Source organism: Azospirillum sp. Sh1, from assembly GCF_008365135.1.
Lineage (GTDB): Bacteria > Pseudomonadota > Alphaproteobacteria > Azospirillales > Azospirillaceae > Azospirillum > Azospirillum oryzae.
In genome coordinates this window covers 180605-198524 of the sequence record NZ_VTTK01000006.1, presented here as the reverse complement: position 1 = coordinate 198524, position 17920 = coordinate 180605, and the positions used below count along the sequence as shown (strand labels likewise).

The following is a 17920-nucleotide window of genomic DNA, read 5'->3' as shown; positions in this document are numbered from 1 at the left end:
CCCCACCGCACGGTCGGTGCCGGCCACCGGGCGCTCCAGCGACGAGCCGCCGTCCTCTTCCGCCGCCGTTTCCGGCCCGAAGCCGGGATCGGCCTCCGCCTCCATCCAGACCGCGCCCTCCGGCGCCGTGATGCGGCAACGGCCATCGCGCGCGATGGCCGTCAGTTCCAGGCGGCCCGGCGCGCCATCCGCCGCCTCGGGCAGTTCGAGCATACGCAGGACGCGGACGTTCTTCACGCCACGGCAGTCCAGGGCGTCGGCGGCCAGCAGCAGCCCGGTGGCGAGCGGAACCACAATCCGCCCGTCGATGCGGTGTTCGGTCAGACCGGGGGTGCTTTCGGTGCTCAGGGACAGAACCACCCGGCGAACGGCGCGGGCCGAGGGGGCCGCCGCCGGATCGAACCAGTGGATGCTCCGCTGCCAGGGGTAGCGCGGCAGGGGCACCGGGCGGCCCGCCGGCAGGATCGCGGCGAAATCCGGGACATGCCCGTGGACGTAAAGCTCCGCCAGAACGGCCAGTTCCTCCCCGCGCGACGGGCCGGCGGACGACAGCCCCAGGGTTGCCGCCAGCGCTCCGCCGATCCCCACCGGCAGGCGGAGCGCGACGCCGTCGGCGTCCAGCGCGGCGACCAGCGCCGCGATCCCGTCATCGGAAACGGCGGCGGCTTCCCCGGCGGCGGAGACGGCGTCCATGGCCGGCATGCGGCCCAGCACGGCGGACGCGGCCAGCGCGCCCACCCCCAAACCCAGCGCCCGTTTCACCCGAATGCCGCGCCCCCGCCAGACGGCGGTCAGAGCCAGTTGCAGGCGTACCGTGTCGGCGAGGGTCCGCTCCCCCGGTTCGACGGCGGCCAGGGTCTCGGCGGCGGCTCCCAATTCGTCCAGGCAGCGGCCGAAGGCCGGCTCGCCATCGGCAAGGCGGCGGATCGCCGCAGCGTCCAACTCCACCGCCGGACCGAACACCGCCAGCACGGGGCGGGGACTGGGCAGCCGGCGGCCCAAGGCGATTCCGGGTCCGGTTTCCCCCCGCGCCGCGCGGCGCAGACCATCCGCCAGCGCGGCGGCATCGCCCCCCACCACCGCCAGACGGTAATCGAGATGGGAGCGCCGCCGCGCCAGGGTGAAGGCCAGATCGACCGGATCGGCCCCGCCGGCCAGCCGTTCCGCCAGATCCGAAGCGCGCCGCGCCAGCGCCTCATGCGTGTGGGCCGATACGGCGAGCAGAAGCTCCAGCGCATGGTCGCCTGCCGGATGGTCCCTGCCGGATTCCGCCGGAGGCGGGCCGATCAGGGCATGGGCGTTCGTGCCGCCGAAGCCGAAGCCGGACACCCCGCACAGCTTGCCCGCCGGCCAGGGTTCCGCCACCGCCGCCACCCGCAGCCCGATCCGCTCGAACGGAATCTCCGGGTTGGGCCGGGTGTAGTGCAGGCTGGGCGGCACTACCCCGTGGCGGGCGGCCAGAGCGGCCTTGATGACCCCGGCGATGCCGGCGGCGGCTTCCAGATGGCCGATATTCGATTTGACCGACCCGATCAGGCACGGTCCCGGCAGGACCGAGGCCAAGGCCAGAACCTCGATGGGATCGCCCAGCGAGGTGCCGGTGCCGTGCGCTTCCACCACCCCGACATCCTGGGGAGACAGGCCGGCGTCGGCCAGGGCCAGCCGGATAACCTCCTCCTGCGCAGGGCCGTTGGGCGCGGTCAGGCCGTTGCTGCGCCCGTCCTGGTTCATGGCGGTCCCGTGCAACACGGCCACCACCGGATCGCCCTCGGCCAGCGCCCTGTCCAGCGGGCGCAGCACCACGACGCCGCAGCCCTCGCCACGGACATAGCCGTCCGCGCGCTCGTCGAACACCTTGCAGCGGCCATCGGCGGCCATCATGCGGGCGGCAGAAAAGGCGATCATCGGGCCGGGGGACAGGACGGCGTTGACGCCGCAGACGATGGCCGTGTCGCATTCCCCGGCGGCCAGCGCCTGTCGGGCCAGATGCAGCGCCACCAGCGACGAGGAGCAGGCGGTGTCCACCGCCAGACAGGGGCCGCGCAAATCCAGGCAGTAGGACAGCCGCCCGGCGGCGATGCTGTGGGAATGGCCGGTCCCCGACCACGCGTCCACGCCGTCCAGCCCGGTGGCCGGCAGCGAGCCGTAATCGAAGGACGAAATCCCGACGAACACCCCGGTGCGCGACCCGGCCAGACGCTCGCGGGGTAGTCCGGCATCCTCAAGCGCTTCCCACGCCACTTCCAGGATCAGCCGCTGCTGGGGGTCCATGCCGGCGGCTTCCCGTGGGGCGATGCCGAAGAAACCGGCGTCGAAGCGATCAATGCCGTCGATCAGCCCGGCCCAGCGCGTGCTCATCCGGCCCGGCCGGCCGGGCTGGGGATCATAGAGGCCGTCCAGATCCATCCGTTCCGGCGGAATCTCCGTCACGGCGTCGCGGCCCCGGACCAGCAGATCCCAGAAGGCGTCAGGGCCGTCGGCCCCCGGAAAGCGGCATCCCATTCCAATGATGGCGACGGGGCCACGGGAAAAAGCGGCGCGGGCCGTCATGCTCCGGTCCCCTCGTGGCGGTCGCCGGACAGGATGGCCTGGATCAGCGGCGGCAACGGCGGCAGATGGGTGTCCCAGCGGCGCGGGCGGTCGGGAACCGGCAGATCCGGCAGGTGGCCGCGCAGATGGTCGAGAAGGCGGATGCCCATGGCGCCCATGGTCCGCACGGCCGCCGCGGTGACGGCGCGGGCCTGGGCGGCGTGGGCATCCCGCTCCGCCGGGATCGCGCGCAGTGCGGCCAGCAGCCGTTCCGCCAGCAGCGGATCGTCGGTGGCGATCAGCCGTCCGCCGCCGTCCGCCCCCTCGCCCAGCAGCCGGCCCAGCCGTTCATCCATGGAAAGCGCCACGGCGGGCACGCCCGCCGGCATCGCGGTCACGACCGCGTGGAAGCGGGAGCTGACCAGCCGCCCACAACGGCGCAGCAGCGCCACCAGCTCGCCCGGACTCCGCGAACCGCTGACGAAAACGGGAACCCCCGAACCCAGCCGTTCGGCCAGCGCCGCGCAGGCTTCGCGGTCGATCCGCTCCATGCCGACGATGATGGGGAAGATCCCGGTCTCCCGCCGCAGGGCGGTGACGGCGGTGGCGATGCCGTCGAGATAGCGGGTGAAGGCCGCCCGCGCCTCCTCGTCGTCGCGGTGGAAGAAGCCGCCGCCGTAATGGCGGGGATCCTCCGCCGCCGCGACCCGTTTCAAGTCCAGGGTCAGCGGCCACCAGAACGGGTTGACCGGGCACAGGCCCAGGATTTCCGCCCGCCCATCCCAGCCGGCGGCGCGCAGCAGGGCCTCGGCCCGCTCCGGCGGGGCGGGATCGAAGGTCCAGGCGGTGTCGGCCCCGGTTTCGGATTCCACGCCGACGGCCGACAGGTGGCGGCTCGATTCCCCGTTGCGGGTGATGACCAGGGCTCCGTCGCACATCTCCCGCACGAAGGGAACCAGACCGCCGCCCATGGCCCCGGCCTCGGCGCCATAGGCGCAGGCGGGCTTGTCCAGCGCCCGCGCCATGCCCATGGCGCCAGCGACCATGGTGCAGAAGCTGCCGGACATGTTCGATTTGAACAGCCCCCCTTCGCAGCCGATCACCCCATGGGAATCGAGCGCCAGACCGGCCAGCGCCGGCACGAAATAGCCATCCATGGACCGCTGCCGCACGCCGGGGAACAGCTCCGCCGGCAGGAAGCCGTTGAGCACCAGGATCTCGGGCGCGACCGCGTCCGGCCCCAGCAGGCTGCGGATCTGCCGGACGATCTCGGCCGTGCGGACGTCGGCCCCGGTGTTGCCGGTGCCGTTGTAGCCGGCGAGCAACAGCCGCAGCGGTTCCCCCGGACGCCACACGGCGCCCCGGTTCCCCGCCGCCGCCCCGGCGGCCAGCGCCGACCGCGCCTGCCGGACATGGTCGCGGATCAGGTCCTCCGGGGCGGCCGATTGGATCAGGGCCGCCAGATGGGGATCGGTCACGTCGGTCATGGGATGCCCGCCTCCTCCAGGATCAGGTCGCCGATCGCCGGGGCGGCGCCGCGCAGGTAGAAATGGTCGCCGGGCAGGATGCACAGGCGGAACCGGCTGGCCGTCAGTTCGGCCCAGCCTTCCAGTTCGCTGCGGCTGACCAGCTCGTCGTTCATGCCGCCCAAGGCCAGGATCGGGCAGTCCAGCCTCTGCCCCACCGCGACGTGGCGGTCGTTGGCTTCGAAATCGGTGCGGGCGATGCGCAGGATCAGCGCGGCCATCTCGGCATCGTCCAGCAGCTCGTCCGGCGTGCCGTTCAACCGCCGCAGCTCTTGCAGGAAATCGGCGTCGGACAGGCGCGAGGTCATGCGCTGCGTCGGCCAATGGGCCGGCAGGCGGGCGGACACCGCCAGCAGTTCGGGCGGCGGCAGCCCGGCGCGGCGGGCCACCACCGCAGTCTCATAGGCCAGTGCCGCTCCCATGGAATGGCCGAACAGGATGTAGGGTTCGGTCATCAGCGGAGCGAGCGCGTCGGCGAGCCGCCGGGCCAGCAGGCCCAGGTTGTTGCAAGGGTCCTCGCCGATGCGATGGCCGCGCCCGGGCGTCTGCACCGGGCACACATCGACGCCGCGCCCGGCCAGGACGCCCCAGTCGCGATACGCCAGCGCGCTGCCGCCGGCGTGGTGCAGGCAGAACAACCGCACCCGCGCCGGTGTTTCCGGCCGGGCCCGGAAGGCGATCCAGGGGGATTGCTCCGCCACAGGGCGGGCAAGCGCTGGGTTGGCGCAGGCGGTCATGCCACCCCTCCGGCCACCGGTTCGGCGAGGCGCGCGGCCAGGGCGTCGATGGTGGGATAGTTCCAGATCAGCGTCGCGGACAGCCGCCGCCCCAGCCGCTTTTCCAGACGGGCCATGACCAGCATCGCGGTGGCGCTGTCGATGGAGAAGGTCTCGAAGGTCGCGGTGGGATCGATCTCGTCCTCGCTCAGGCTCAGCCGCTGGGCGATCTCGGTGGTCAGAAAGCTTCGGATATCGTCGGCGTCCATGATTCGCTTCTCGGTCTGTGCTGGCGTCCGCGCGGGGGATGACGCGGGGGATTGGGGCGGTGTTTCCAGGCAATCGTCGGGGCCGATGGCCGTCAGTTCGGGGCCGGGAACGGCGCCGTGCGCCCGTAGCCAGCCGAGCCGCAGCAGGTAGGCGGCCCCCGTCATGATCGCTTCGTTGACCGGCACCGCCCGCCGGGCTTCCGGCCTCTCGAACCGGCTGCCGGCCGCCCAGGCGTTGAAGGCGGCCATGGCCGGGCCGCACCAGATTTGGAAATCCACCCCGCGCTCGGCCCGCCCGGCCACGGCCCAGCGCGACGACAGGCCCAGATACCCCCGGAACACCAGCGCCATGCGCAGCTTGCGGTCCTGCCGGGCGCGCTCCAGCAGGGCGGGGTCGCGTCCGGCCAGATAGGCGGCGGTCTCGGTCCAGGCCGCCTCGGCGGGCTGGCGCAGGACGTCGCGCTCCAGCCACTGGCGATCCGCCGGGGACAGATCCTCCAGCCCGGCACAGTCCTGATAAAGCCGGCGCAGGCGGCGCGCCCGACCGGCGAACAGGGTGCCCTTCTGCACCACCTGCACTTGGGCGCCCAATTCGAACATGTCGGCCGCCGGCGCCATGGACAGGTCGCCCCACCCCACCGACGCCAGCATCCTCTTCACGAGGTCGGAGGTGCCGGCCTCGACGCAGGACTGGTTGACCGACCCCGTGACCACATAGTCGGCGCCCATGGCGAAGGCAGCGGCGGCGGCCTCCGGCGTGGCGATCCCGCCGGCGGCGCCGATGCGAACCGGTTGCGCGCCGGGCAAGGACCGGGCGGCGGCGTCGCGCAGCCGCAGTACCATCGGCAGCAGGCACACCAGCGGACGCCCATCGGTATGGCCGCCGGAATCCGCCTCCACCGTCACGTCGCCGGCCAGGGGCAAGGTTGCGGCCAGCGCCGCCTGCGCGCGGGTGATGCGCCCGGCGCCGGCCAGGGCATCGAGAAGCGCCACGGGCGGCGGCGCCATGAAGCGGGCGGCAAGCTCGGGGTTCGACAGCTTGACCACCAGCCGCGTGCGGGGACGGCCCTGCCCGCCGCCGTCCAGGCCGGCGGCACGGAAGCGGACGAGGGAGGGCGCCAGATCCATGAAGGCCGACGCCTCGACCGTTTCGACGCCGGCCGCCAGCAGGGCATCGACCAGGGCGTCCTCGGCCTCCGGCGCATCGGGGCGATGGATGACGTTGACCGCCCAGGGCCGTCCCGGCACCGACCGGCGCAGCGTGTCCACCGCCGCCAGCGTATCGGCCAGCGGCAGTCCGGCGGCGCCGAAGCTGGCAGCGAAGCCGGCTTCGGCCAGCGCCCGCACCAGCTCCACCGACGCGATGCCCCCCGCCATCGCCCCGGCCATCAGGGCGAAGCGGGTTCCATGGTCGGCGCGGAAGGCGGCGCAGCCCAAATGTTCCGGCGGCAGCGGCGGCAGGGCGACCACCTCCCCCGCCGCGCCGGTGGTTCCGCCCGACAGGCCCGTCACCCGGCCGTCCCGGATCATGACACGGCAGGGGCGGCGCAGGTCGAGCAGGAGGCCGCGCATATCATCAAGGATCGCGTCGCCGGCCCGGTTCATGCCGGCACCCCTTCACGGCTGGATACGGATGCGGAAGGAACCGGCGACCCTGCGGCGTCGACGATGCGCAGGCCGAGCCCCTCCAGCCGCCCCGCGACCCGCCCGTCATGGATCAGGTCCACGTCGGCGACGGCGCAGGGGGACGGGCCGTCCTCCCGATGGACGATTTCCATGCGGTAGGTGAAGACGCTGCGCACGCCGGGGATCTGGCTGCGGAACTTGATCCGCACCGGCTGCCCGACGACGGGCTGGAAGCGCCCGGCTTGGCAGCCGCGATGCAGCCCAGCCGCCAGCATGAAGACCTTGAGCGCCTGGAGCGCCCCCTCGATCATGCAGGGGCCGGCGAACACCGGATCGTCCACGAAATGGGTCCGGATGTACCAGTGTTCCGGGTCGAGATCCTTCTCGGCCACCAGCAGCCCCAGGCCCAGATCACCGCCTTGGGCGTCCAGTTGGACGACGCGGTCGATCATGTGGACCTCTTCCGGCGGCAGGCGCAGATCCGGGTTGCGTCCGGGGGTGGCGAAGGATGCTCCGAAGACCGCCTCCAACTCCCCGCGATGCAGCAGCCCCAACTCGCGCGGGCCGAGGGTGGAGACCGCCGCCCTGACCGGGGCCGGGGCCACGGCGGGGGGCTGGCGGCGGACGCGGTGGGCGTCGGTGATGCCCTTGCCCGACACCAGTTCCGCCTCGGTGAAGAAGCCGGCGCAGCAGTCGTCGATCCGCAGCACCGGACGTCCGCCCGACGAGCACAGGAACGTCGTGAAGAACAGCAACTGGTCGCCGTTGCGGGCGAACCGCTCGATCTGGATGTCGTAGGTCACGCGGTCGCCGGCCCGTGGCAGATCGCCAAGGTAGGTGACCACCGCATCCAGCCAGCGATACCCGCGCTCCCCCTTCAGCAGCCGGTCGATGCCCATGCGGCTCAGCAGGATCAGCACCCCCTGGGCATCGAGTGCGAGATAGGGGATCTGCCCATCGACGATGCCCCAGCCGGACGCGGGAATGTCGTATTCGGTCCGGATGAAGGCCGGCCCCAGTTCTCCGGGGGTGAAGCGGATGTCCGTGACCCGGCTCAGCGCCATGAACGGCGGAGCGGGCACGCGGATGCGGCGGCGATAGCCGTCCACATCCGCGAATTCCGGGCCAAGGACGCGGGCGACGCTGCCCTCGGCGAATTCCAGGACCGCCGCCTCGTCGTGGACCGGCGGCCTTTCCCCGGCGGGGGCGGTCCCCCGCGTCAAGCCGAGCAGGGCTTCCAGCCGGGCGCCCCGTGCCCGCAGGAACTCCGCATGGCCGCGCGCCGCATCCGCCGCCAGCCGGACCGCCTGTTCGACCAGCGCCCGCCCCGGCAGAGCGGGAAGCGACGCGGCCGGGGTCGCCATGGCCGGAGCCGCCACAGGCTCGGGTTGGGGCTCGGGTTGGGGCGCGGCCCTTGGCGCGGGTTTGGGCGTCGGAATGGGGGCCGGTGCCGGGACTGGAATGGCCGCCGGAATAGGCGCCGCCGGGCCGATCGGCGGCCCGCCGAGGCTGACGGTGATGGGCAGGCGGCGGACCTCCGCCGGTTCGCCGCCTGCCAGCGCCGCCCAGCGCTCCCGGTCGAACGGGATACGGTGGGTCAGCAGCGCGGCGGCGAGACGGACCAGCATGGCGGCATCGCCCACGCCACGCCGGCTGACCGACAGGACCACCGCCGGACGGCCCTGCAGACTGGCCGAAATCCAGCGGGAGCAGGCGGCACCCGGACCGATCTCCACGAACACGCGCGCTCCCGCCTTATAGGCGCGTTCCACCAGAGCGGGGAAATCCACGCCGCGGACCAGACCATCGGCCACCCGCCCGGCAAGGTGCCGGCCGCCCGCCTCCGGCGCGCGGTCCTCCTCGCCGGCCGCGAACAGCAGACGCCAGGACGGCGGCTTCGGCGGATCGCCGGGCAGCAGGGCGGCCAGGGCATCCCGTTCCGCTTCCGCCGGGCCGCAATGGATCACCAGATCGTCGGCCCTACGGAAGCTTTCGCAGCCGATCCGGGCGATCACCGCGTCGCAGGCGTCGGGGGCGCCGGCGATGGTCACCTCGCCGGCCCCGTTGACCATGGACAGCCAGACCCGGTCCTGTCCGTCCAGGGCCGCCCGCACCTGGGATTCGGCGCACATCAGGACGCGGGTGGTGAAAGCTGGGCCGTCGCCCGTCCGCGCTCCCCACAGCTCGTCCAGCAGGGTGCAGGGCCCGCTGAGGCGGTTCCGGATGACGTCACTGCCGACCACCCGTTCGAGCAGGCCCTCGCCATGCCCCCAGGCACCGGCGGCGAACAGCATGGCGATCTCGCCAAGGCTGTGCCCGAACGCCATCGCGGGCCGCAGACCCAGGCGCCGCTCCAGCGCCCCCACCAGGGCCTCCGGCATCACCACGCCGATGGCGAGCTGGTCTTGAAGGGTGCCGCGCAGTTGCTCCTCGGCCCGTTCAGCCAGCCGCCCGGCGTCCGGCGTCAACCCGGCGGGAAACAGCAGGTCGCCGCGCAGCAGGCCACGGACATCCGGGAAGGCCTCGTCCAGGGCCTGGAGCGCTTCCGGAACCAGCGAGAACAGCTCCTGCCCCAGGCCCGGAGCCGCGCCGCCGATGCCGGAGAACACATAGGCGATCGGAACGTCGCCAACGGGGCGGGCCGCGAAACAGCTTCCCGCCGGGGTCTGCCATAGGCCTTGCGCCGCCCCCTTGGTCGCCAGGGCCTTGGGCACGCCGTTGCGCGCCTTGGCGATTTCCTGGCGCAGCCCCTCCGGCGTGGCCGCCACCAGCGCGACGGCCAGGGGAGCCGCGACGGCCCCCGCCGCCTTCAGCCGGTCGGCCGACAGCGTGGCGAGCGCACGCGGCGCCTCCGGATCGGCCTTCAGCGCCTTGGCCAGATCGGCTTCGAAACGGTCGAGCGCCGCGTCCACTCCCCCGTCCAGGTCGAATGGAATTTCGAAGACGTGGGCGGGCTGTTCCTCCGTTCCCAGGCGCGGCGGGGCCGCCTCCCCCTCCGCCAGCACGACGCAGGAGGCGCTGCCGTCCAGGCCAAGCCCATGCACCGCCGCCCGCCTCGGCCCACCCGCCGGGCGCAGGAAAGGCTGGGGGCGCGGCGGAACGCGGAACAGGCCGTCCGGCCATGCCGCCCCGGCCGGCGGACCGGCCCATCCCGGCATGGCCGGCAGAACCCGGTCGCCCAGCGCCAGGACGGCCCGAAGCAGCCCGAGCATCCCCGCCGCCGCCCCGGCATGCCCGAACTGCGCCTTGCCGCTGCCGAGCACCGGGGGCACAGCAACCCCTTCCGCCCCGGCACCGCCATAAACATCCACGAGGGCAAGCTCTTCCGCCGCATCGGCCCCGGCCTCGCCCTGGGCCGCCATTTCCACGAATCCGACCTCCGCCGGGGTGACGCCGGCCCGCGCGAAGGCGGCGCGGGCCGCCATCGCCGCCGCCGCCCGCATCCCGTCCGCATCCCTGGACAGCGCCGAGGCGCGCCCGACCGCTTCGATACGGGCGTGGATGCGGTCGCCGGCCGCCGTCGCCTCGTCCAACCGCTTCAGCACCAGCGCGCCGGCCCCTTCGCCCGGCAGCCAGGCGGCACCCGGCCCGCCCACCTGCCGGCCGCGCAGCATCACCGCCTCGGGCGAGCCGACGAGATCGACGGCCCCCACCACCACGGCGTCGGCCTCGCCGCTGCGCAACAGCAGCCCGGCCAGCGCCAGCGCCTGGAACGCGCCGTTCTCTTCCGATGACAGGGAGAAGTTCGGCCCGTTGAAATCCCACAGAGCCGTGATCCGGCTGGCGGTCAGGTTGCCGGTGTACCCCAGGACGACCGCCTGATCGCACGGGGCGTGCAGGCTGTCGCGGGTTTCCGCCACCAGACGGTCAACCTCTTCCGCCGACAGGGACAGGCCACCGCGGGCGATGCCGTCGCGCACCCGCCGTTCCAGATCCCAGCGGGCCTGGAGCCGGTTGACCGCATGTTCGCATTCCATCGCCACGATCACGGCGGTGCGGCTGCCTTCGGCGATGCCGGAGCGGCGCAGGGCGGCGTCGATCACCTTCATGATCAGAAGCTGTTGCGGATTCAGGACCTGCAATTCCCCCGGCGGCAGCCGATAGCGCAGGCCGTCCAGGGCGATGTCGTCCATCCATGCCCCACGTGGCAGGGTGTCGGGGGTCAGGCCCAGCGCGGCCAGGGCGGCAGCATCGGCATCCAGGCCGCGCCAGCGCGAACCGCCGGCCAGCGGGCGCATATCGGGAACGCCGCCCGGCGTCCGCCGGCGCAACGCCGCGATGGATCCGGCGCTGCCATAAGCGCCGTCCATGCCCACCACCGCCAGGGGGACCTCCGCGGCGGGAACATCCGCCGGGGCGTCGGCGACCGCATCGGTTTCGGTCGCCTGCTCCAGGATGAGATGGCCGTTGGTGCCGCCGAAACCGAAGGCGTTGACCGCCGCCCGCCGGGGCCGCGCCGGCCGGTCGGGCCATGGCCGGGCCTTTCGCACCACCGGCAGGGTCACGCCATCGACCGACATCGGGGTTTCCACCCCGATGGTGGCGGGCAGCACGCCGGCTTCCATGGACAGCAGCATCTTGGCCGTCCCCACCCCGCCCGCGGCGGTCAGCAGATGGCCCACATTGGATTTGACCGTGCCGACCGGCGGCAGCGCGCCGTCGCCGCCGAACAGCTTCGCGATGACCTCGGCCTCGGAGCGGTCGCCCACGCGGGTTCCGGTGGCGTGGCATTCCACCACGTCGATATCCGCCGGGGTCAGCCGCGCCGCGTCATAGGCGCGCCGGCAGGCCAGCATCTGGCCCTTGGGGTTGGGGGTCACGATATGCTGGCCGCGACCGTCGCTGCTCAGCCCCACGCCACGGATGACGGCGCGGACGCGGCCCCCGTCCCGCCGGGCGGCGTCCAGCCGGCGCAGCAGGAACGCGCATCCCCCCTGCCCCACGGCGATGCCGTCGGAGCCGGCGTCCAGGGGCCGGCTGCGCCCGCCCTCGGGCAGGGCCTGTACGGCGGAAAAACCCTGGCAGGCGAAGGCGGGGGACAGGTTGCTGACGGCGACGAACAGCATGGTGTCGGCATCGCCCGCCGCCAGATGAAGCGCCGCCAGACCAAGCCCATAGAGGGACGTGGCGCAGGCCGCGTCGATGGCGTAGCGCGGCCCGTCCAGCCCCAGCGCCCGCCCGATCAGTCCGGGCACGCCGCCGGCGGCCCGCGCGGCTTCGGGAACCCCGCCGGCCGGCGGGACGGGCGGCAGGACGAATCCCGGATCGCCCAGCCGGGCCGCCAGCTTCGGCGTCAGGACGGCGTCGTAGAGCGGCTGGAACTGCTCGGTCGAAAACCGCTCCGCCCCCCAGGAATAGGCGCCTAGCACCACACCGCAGCGCGGCGGCGGGGCATCGGGGCTGAAACCGGCGTCCGCCAGGGCGGAGCGGCCGAGCGACAGCCCCCACAGCGCCAAATCCCCCTGCCCCGCCAGTTGTTCGGGCGGCAGACGGAATCCCTGGAGATCGGGGGCGAACCCCCGCAGCCAGCCGCCATGCAGGTTGCACACGCGGTCCACCACGCCGCGCCCGGCCGCGAGGATGGTGGCGGGATCGAAGCCGAAATCCTCCGCCGTGGCCAAACTGACGGCGTCGTGGCCGACCGTCAGGTTCCGCCAGAACGCGGCGAGATCGGGCGCATCGGCGGTGAGAACCGCGAGGCCGCTGACGGCGACGGGCGCGGTCATCGACCCACCCCCGCCAGCGCGGTCTCCGCCATCCGGCCGGTTTCAGCCGCTGGAGCGTCGGCGGTGCCGCCGGGGTCGGGACCGTCACCGACCACCAGCACTGCCGAGCGGTTCTCGAACGCCCCGCACACCGCCCGCGCGAACAGCGCCGCGCCCGTGTCCAGCGGCAGGCTGCGCACGCCTCGGGCGGCGAAATGGCGGAGCAGGCCGGGATCGACCATGCCGCCCTGCCACGGCCCCCAGGCGATGGAGGTCACCCGCGCCTGCGGCAGGCTGTGGCGCAGGCAGGCGGCGGCGCCGTCCAGCACGCAGTTGGCAATGGCATAGTCCGCCTGGCCGGTGTTGCCGTACTGCCCGGCGGTGGACGAAAACAGGACGATGTGGCGCAGGGCGGCGGGATCGAGCGCGTCCAGCACCCGCGCCAGCCCATCCACCTTGGGCGCGAACACGGTGTCGAAATCCTGCGCCGTCTTGCGGTCCAGGCTACGGTCGGCCAAGGCCCCCGCCCCATGGATCAGTCCGGTCACTTGGCCGCATCCGGCACCGGCCAGCGCCACGCGCAGGGCGTCCGGCGCCGACACGTCGGCGGTGACGTAGCGGGCGCGGATCCCCTGCCGGGCCAGATCGTCCAGCGTGCCCAGCACCGACCGGCGGCGAAGCACCCCCTGGACCGCCGCTTCGATGGCGGCGATTGGCGGACGCCGTCCGTCCGGCCCCGGCGGCAGGGCGGCGGCGCACAGCCGGCGCAGATCGCCCTCGGCGGCCCCGCGCGCCCATTCCGGCTCATCCCCGTCGATGGACGTGCGCCCAGCCAGGACGAAACGGCAGCCGGTCGCCCGCCCCAGGGCGGCGACGCAGGCGGCGGTGATGCCGCGCCCGCCGCCCGTCACCAGGAACAGGTCCTCCGCGCCGGGCGCATTTCCTGCCGCGGTCGCGGGAACCGCCGGAACGGCGGACATGCCCCACCGGCCGCGATGGTCGATCCCGACGACGGCGTCGTCGGTGCTGGCATCGGCCAGTTCGGCGAGAACCGCCGTCACCGCCTCGTCTTCCGGCAGGGCTTCGTCGATGTCGAGCGCGCGGGCGAACACGCCGGGATGCTCCAGCCGCAGGGTGCGCGCCAGCCCGGCCAAACCCGCCGGTTCCGCGGGCACCGCCCGGCCGCCATGGCCGAAGGCGCCGTCCTGGCGCCCCACGGTCAGGAAGGCCGGCCGGCCGCTCAGCAACGCCCCGGCTTGTCCCGCCGCCAGCAGCACGGCGCGCAGCCGGGCGCGCTGCCCGGCCGCCTCAAGCCCGGCCGGACCATGGCCCGGCAGCGCCGGAAGGACGGCGATCAGGGTTTCGGCCCCGCTGGCCCGCCGCGCCGCTTCGGCCAGATTCTCCGCCAGCCGGGCGGGATCGTCCAGGATGGGGACCAGCACGGCGCCCCCCCCTGCAGCGGACAGCGCGCGGACGAGCGCCGGGGCGAGCCCGGTGTCGTCGCCCAGCACCACCACCCCGCCGCGCCGGGGATCGGCCGCCGGAACCACCGGCGGCAGGGGGATCAGGGTGGGCACGCGCGGCTCGAACGCCTCATCCCCCGCAGGGGCGGCAACCGGCGTCGGAACAGCCGCCTTCTCGCCGCCTTCCAGGACCAGACGGGCGATCTCGCCCAGATTGCGGGCGCCGATGAAGCGGGACGGCGCGGGCACCACCGCCCCATGGCCCTCCGCCATGGCGCGCAACGCGGACAGGATGTCCATGCGCTTGATGCTGTCGATGCCGAGATCCGCTTCCAGATCCAGGGCGGGATCAAGGATTTCCTCCGGATAGCCGGTGCGGTCCGCCACGATCCCGACCAGCGCCTTGAGCACCGTGTCCACGTCCAGGGAGCCGGTCGCCAAAGGCGCGGGGATCGCGGGGGCGGCAGGCACGGCGGGAGGCGGGGGGACAGGGGTCGAGGGGGCCGGCACCAAGGCGGCAATCGCCCGCAGGCTGCGGGCACGGGCCATCGCCTGCACGACGGCCGGGCTGAGCGCGTCCGGGCCGTGATGACCGGACACGGCCTGACGCAGGTTGGACAGGATTTCCACCCGCTTGATGCTGTCGATACCCAGATCGGCTTCCAGATCCAGGTCAGGGTCGAGGAATTCCCGTGGGTATTGCGTCCGCTCCGCCACGATTCCGGTCAGTGCATCGAGCGCATCGAACGCCGCCGGAACCGGAACGGACGCCGCGGCCACCGGAGCCGGGTTCGGGATGACCGGGTGCCGGATGACCGGATTCGCGACGACCGTTGGAACCGGCGCGGCCGGCGCGGCAGGGGCGGCCGAAACCGCAGCCCCGAAGCCGGCGGCGGACGGAACCTGCCCCGTCACCAGCGTGCGGAAGGCTTCATCGCTACGCTTCAGGAACGCCTCGTGCAGGGCCACGGTATCGCGGTGATGCCGGTCGAAGCTGTCGGCGACCGAGGTCGGATCGATGCCGGCCCGCGCCGCATCGCCCGACGCCAGCGCGCCCAGCAGGCGGACGCCCACCGATTGCAGGTCGAGGAACCGTGCATGGGCGTCCAGCATGGCCCGCTCCAGCGCGAATCCTTCCCCGACCAGCGTGGCCGCAGACGAGGAAACGATCGGCGCCGGAGTTACGGGAGCCGTGGTTACGGGAGCCGGATGTGCCGCAGGCTGATGCGGCGCGGACGGGATCGGTCGGGGCATGGTCGGTTCGCTGGGCATGGCGGCGGGCGTCCGGGTAAGGACGGCGGTCCGTTTCGGGCGGCCGATGGCTTGGGCGCCGAGACGGATGGTGGTGGGGCTGGTCGGCACAGGAGCGTTGCGGACCGCCGCCGCCGGCAGCGGCAGACCGGCGACCCGGAGCTGCAGCAGGGCTTCTTGAAGCTGGACGGCGGCGTCGGCGCTTGAACTGTGATTGACGGCGATGGCCGCATGGGGCCGGTCGCCCAGAATGGTGCCGGCAAGACGGCTCAGCACCGGGCGCGGGCCGATCTCCAGGAAGATGCGGCCGCCCTGGTCGTAGAGCGTCTCGATGTTCCGCCGGAACAGCACGGGCTGGAACGGATGTTCGGCCAGGACGGCGGCGATGGCCGCCGGATCGTCGCCATGGGTTCCGCCCGAGCCGTTGGCCGCGACCGGAATGCGCGGGGACGACAGGCGGACGTCCCTCAGCGCCCCGCGCCAGCGCGGCATGGCGTAGGAGACCAGCGGGGTGTGGAACGCGGCCGCCACGGACAGCGGGATGGCGGTCAGCCCCTCCGCCTGGAGGCGGGTTTCCGCCCGCAGCACCGCGTCGCGGCTGCCCCCCAGAACCTGCTGATGCGGGGAGTTGGCGTTGGCCAGGGACACGCCGGGCAACTCGGCCAGCAGCGGGCGAAGCTGCTCCTCGTCGGCCTGCACCGCCAGCAGCGTGCCGGCGTCAACGCAATCCGCCGGGGGGGTCAGCGCCACGCCCCGCGCGATGACGAGATCGATGTAGGTGTCCTCGTCCATGACGCCCGCCGCCCACAGCGCCGTCAACTCGCCGAAGCTGTGCCCCCCGGCGAAATCCGGCTCGACGCCGGCCTGACGCAGCAGGCGGAACAGCCCGACGCCCAGCGCGCCGATGCCGGCCTGCGCGTAGAGCGTCCGGCGCAGCGCAGCGTCGGCGGTGGCGGGCGCGGCACCTTGCGGCATCATCACCGCCGACAGCGGATCGTGACCACCGGCCGTCAGGCGACGGTCGAACGCCTCGACGATGGTCCGCACCTCGTCCGTCAGGGCCGCCAGCCGGCAGCCCATGCCGACGAACTGCGATCCCTGGCCGGGGAACAGGGCGACGAGGCCGCCCGGCCCGCCGACCGCTCTGCGCCGATAGAAGACACCGGCGGGCAGGCTCCACGCCACTTCGGTGCGACGCCGCCGCAGCACGGTCTCGGCGGCGGCCAGCCGTTCCGCCACCTCGGCGGGATTCCCGGCGACGAAGCCGATCCGCGCCCAATCGGCCGGCGGGGCATCGGCGGCGGCCAGACGGGCGAAGACCTCCGCCGCCTCCGCGCCCGCCAGTTCCGCGCCCAGCCGGGCGCACGAGCCGGCCAGTTCCTCGGGCGTGGCGGCGGCGATGACGATTCCGGCCTGCCGCCACGCCGGTTCCACGGAGGCGGCAAGAGCGTGGGCGGGAGCCTCCTCCAGCACCGCATGGTAATTGGCGCCGCCGAAGCCGAACGCGCTGACCCCCGCCCGCCGTGGTTCCCCATCGCGCGGGGCGAACCAGGGGCGGGTGGCGGTGTTGACGCTCAGCGGCGATCCGTCCCGGCCGAGATAGCCGCCAGGCCGTCCGGCGTGGAGCGTGGCGGGGAGCACCCGGTGATGGAGCGCCAGCGCCGCCTTGATCAGGCTCGCGGCGCCCGCCGCCGCCTTGGCGTGGCCGATCTGGGATTTGACGCTGCCCAGCGCGACGCTGCCGGGGCGGGCGCCGGCTTGGCCGAAGAACGCGTCCAGCGCCTCGCATTCGACGATGTCGCCGACCTCGGTCCCGGTGGCGTGCGCCTCAATCAGGCCGATGGTTGCCGGATCGACACCGGCGGCCCGGTACGCCTGTGCCAGAACCCGCGCCTGCCCTTCCGGCCGGGGGGCGTAGATGCTGCGGTGGCGACCGTCGCTGGTGGCGCCGATCCCCCGGATCAGCGCGTAGACGCGGTCGCCGTCGCGGACGGCGTCCTCCTGCCGCTTGAGCACCAGCAGCCCCGCCCCTTCGGCCAGCAGCGTGCCGTCCGCCCCATCGGCGAAGGGCCGCACGCGCTGGCTCCGCGACAAGGCATGGGTCTTGGCGAAGCACAGGTAGCTGGTCGGGGAGTTGTCCATATCCACGCCCCCGGTCACCGCCAGATCGCAGCGCCCGGCCTGCAATTCGCCGATCGCGAAGGACAGCGCGCACAGGCTGCTGGCGCAGGCGGCGTCCACCGAACAGGCCAGCCCGCCCAGATCCAGCCGGTTGGCGATCCGCCCGGCCACCACATTGGGCAGGGAGCCGGGGAAGCTGTCCTCGGACCATGCCGGGTAATAGGCGCGGGCGGTGTCGGCGACCGCGCGCAGGCGTTCCCCATCGACCCCCTGCTGGCGCATCATCCATTCCCACGCCGGGATTTCGGTGCGCGAGGCGAGGTCGCGCATGTTGGCCAGCGTCATGCCGACCACGCCCAGGATCACCGAGGTCCGGCTGTGATCCCTTTCGCGCCCCGCCGGATAGCCGGCGTCCCGCAACGCCTCGGCGGCGAGAGCGAGCGCCATCAACTGAGTGGTGTCGATCGCCTCCAGCGAGGCCGGGGGAATCCCGAACTGTGCCGGATCGAAGGCGATGGACGGGATGAATCCCCCCCGCTGGGCATAGGTCTTGTCCGGCGTGGCCGGATCGCTGTCGAAGTACCAGTCCCGGTTCCAGCGCGACTCGGGAACGTCCGTGATGCAGTCCCGTTCGCACAGGATGTTCGACCAGTATTCGTCCAACGACGCCGCCTGTGGCATGACGGCGGCCATTCCAATGATAGCAATGGACAA

Annotated in this window: 6 protein-coding genes (1 of these 6 only partly in view); all 6 read right to left on the bottom strand. The window is 73.3% G+C overall.

The window, feature by feature from the left end; genetic code table 11:
• Tightly spaced (each overlapping or abutting the next), the 6 genes in view from FZ029_RS09055 to FZ029_RS09030 form a layout consistent with a single transcriptional unit that may run on beyond the window.
• Positions 1 to 2550, bottom strand: partial view of a beta-ketoacyl synthase N-terminal-like domain-containing protein gene (locus tag FZ029_RS09055; RefSeq protein WP_149268958.1) — the 5' portion only. The gene continues 1794 nt to the left of window position 1, outside the view; 2550 of the gene's 4344 nt are visible here — the first part of the coding sequence; its start codon is at positions 2548 to 2550; its stop codon lies beyond the left edge, outside the window.
• On the bottom strand, positions 2547 to 4016 hold the full coding sequence (locus FZ029_RS09050) for a polysaccharide pyruvyl transferase family protein (protein ID WP_149268957.1): 1470 nt from the start codon (positions 4014 to 4016) through the stop codon (positions 2547 to 2549). Before FZ029_RS09050 ends, FZ029_RS09055 begins: the two co-directional genes overlap by 4 nt.
• Entirely contained in the window at positions 4013 to 4792 is a 780-nt protein-coding gene (locus FZ029_RS09045; RefSeq protein WP_149268956.1) for an alpha/beta fold hydrolase, read from the bottom strand. Before FZ029_RS09045 ends, FZ029_RS09050 begins: the two co-directional genes overlap by 4 nt.
• Positions 4789 to 6645, bottom strand: a complete 1857-nt coding sequence (locus tag FZ029_RS09040; protein ID WP_149268955.1) for a PfaD family polyunsaturated fatty acid/polyketide biosynthesis protein — start codon at positions 6643 to 6645, stop codon at positions 4789 to 4791. Before FZ029_RS09040 ends, FZ029_RS09045 begins: the two co-directional genes overlap by 4 nt.
• Positions 6642 to 12392: a type I polyketide synthase gene (locus FZ029_RS09035; RefSeq protein WP_149268954.1), complete on the bottom strand. Its 5751-nt coding sequence runs from the start codon at positions 12390 to 12392 to the stop codon at positions 6642 to 6644. The genes FZ029_RS09040 and FZ029_RS09035 overlap by 4 nt, the downstream gene beginning before the upstream one ends.
• A complete protein-coding gene (locus tag FZ029_RS09030; RefSeq protein WP_149268953.1) occupies positions 12389 to 17920 on the bottom strand; it encodes a type I polyketide synthase in 5532 nt (1843 codons plus the stop codon). The genes FZ029_RS09035 and FZ029_RS09030 overlap by 4 nt, the downstream gene beginning before the upstream one ends.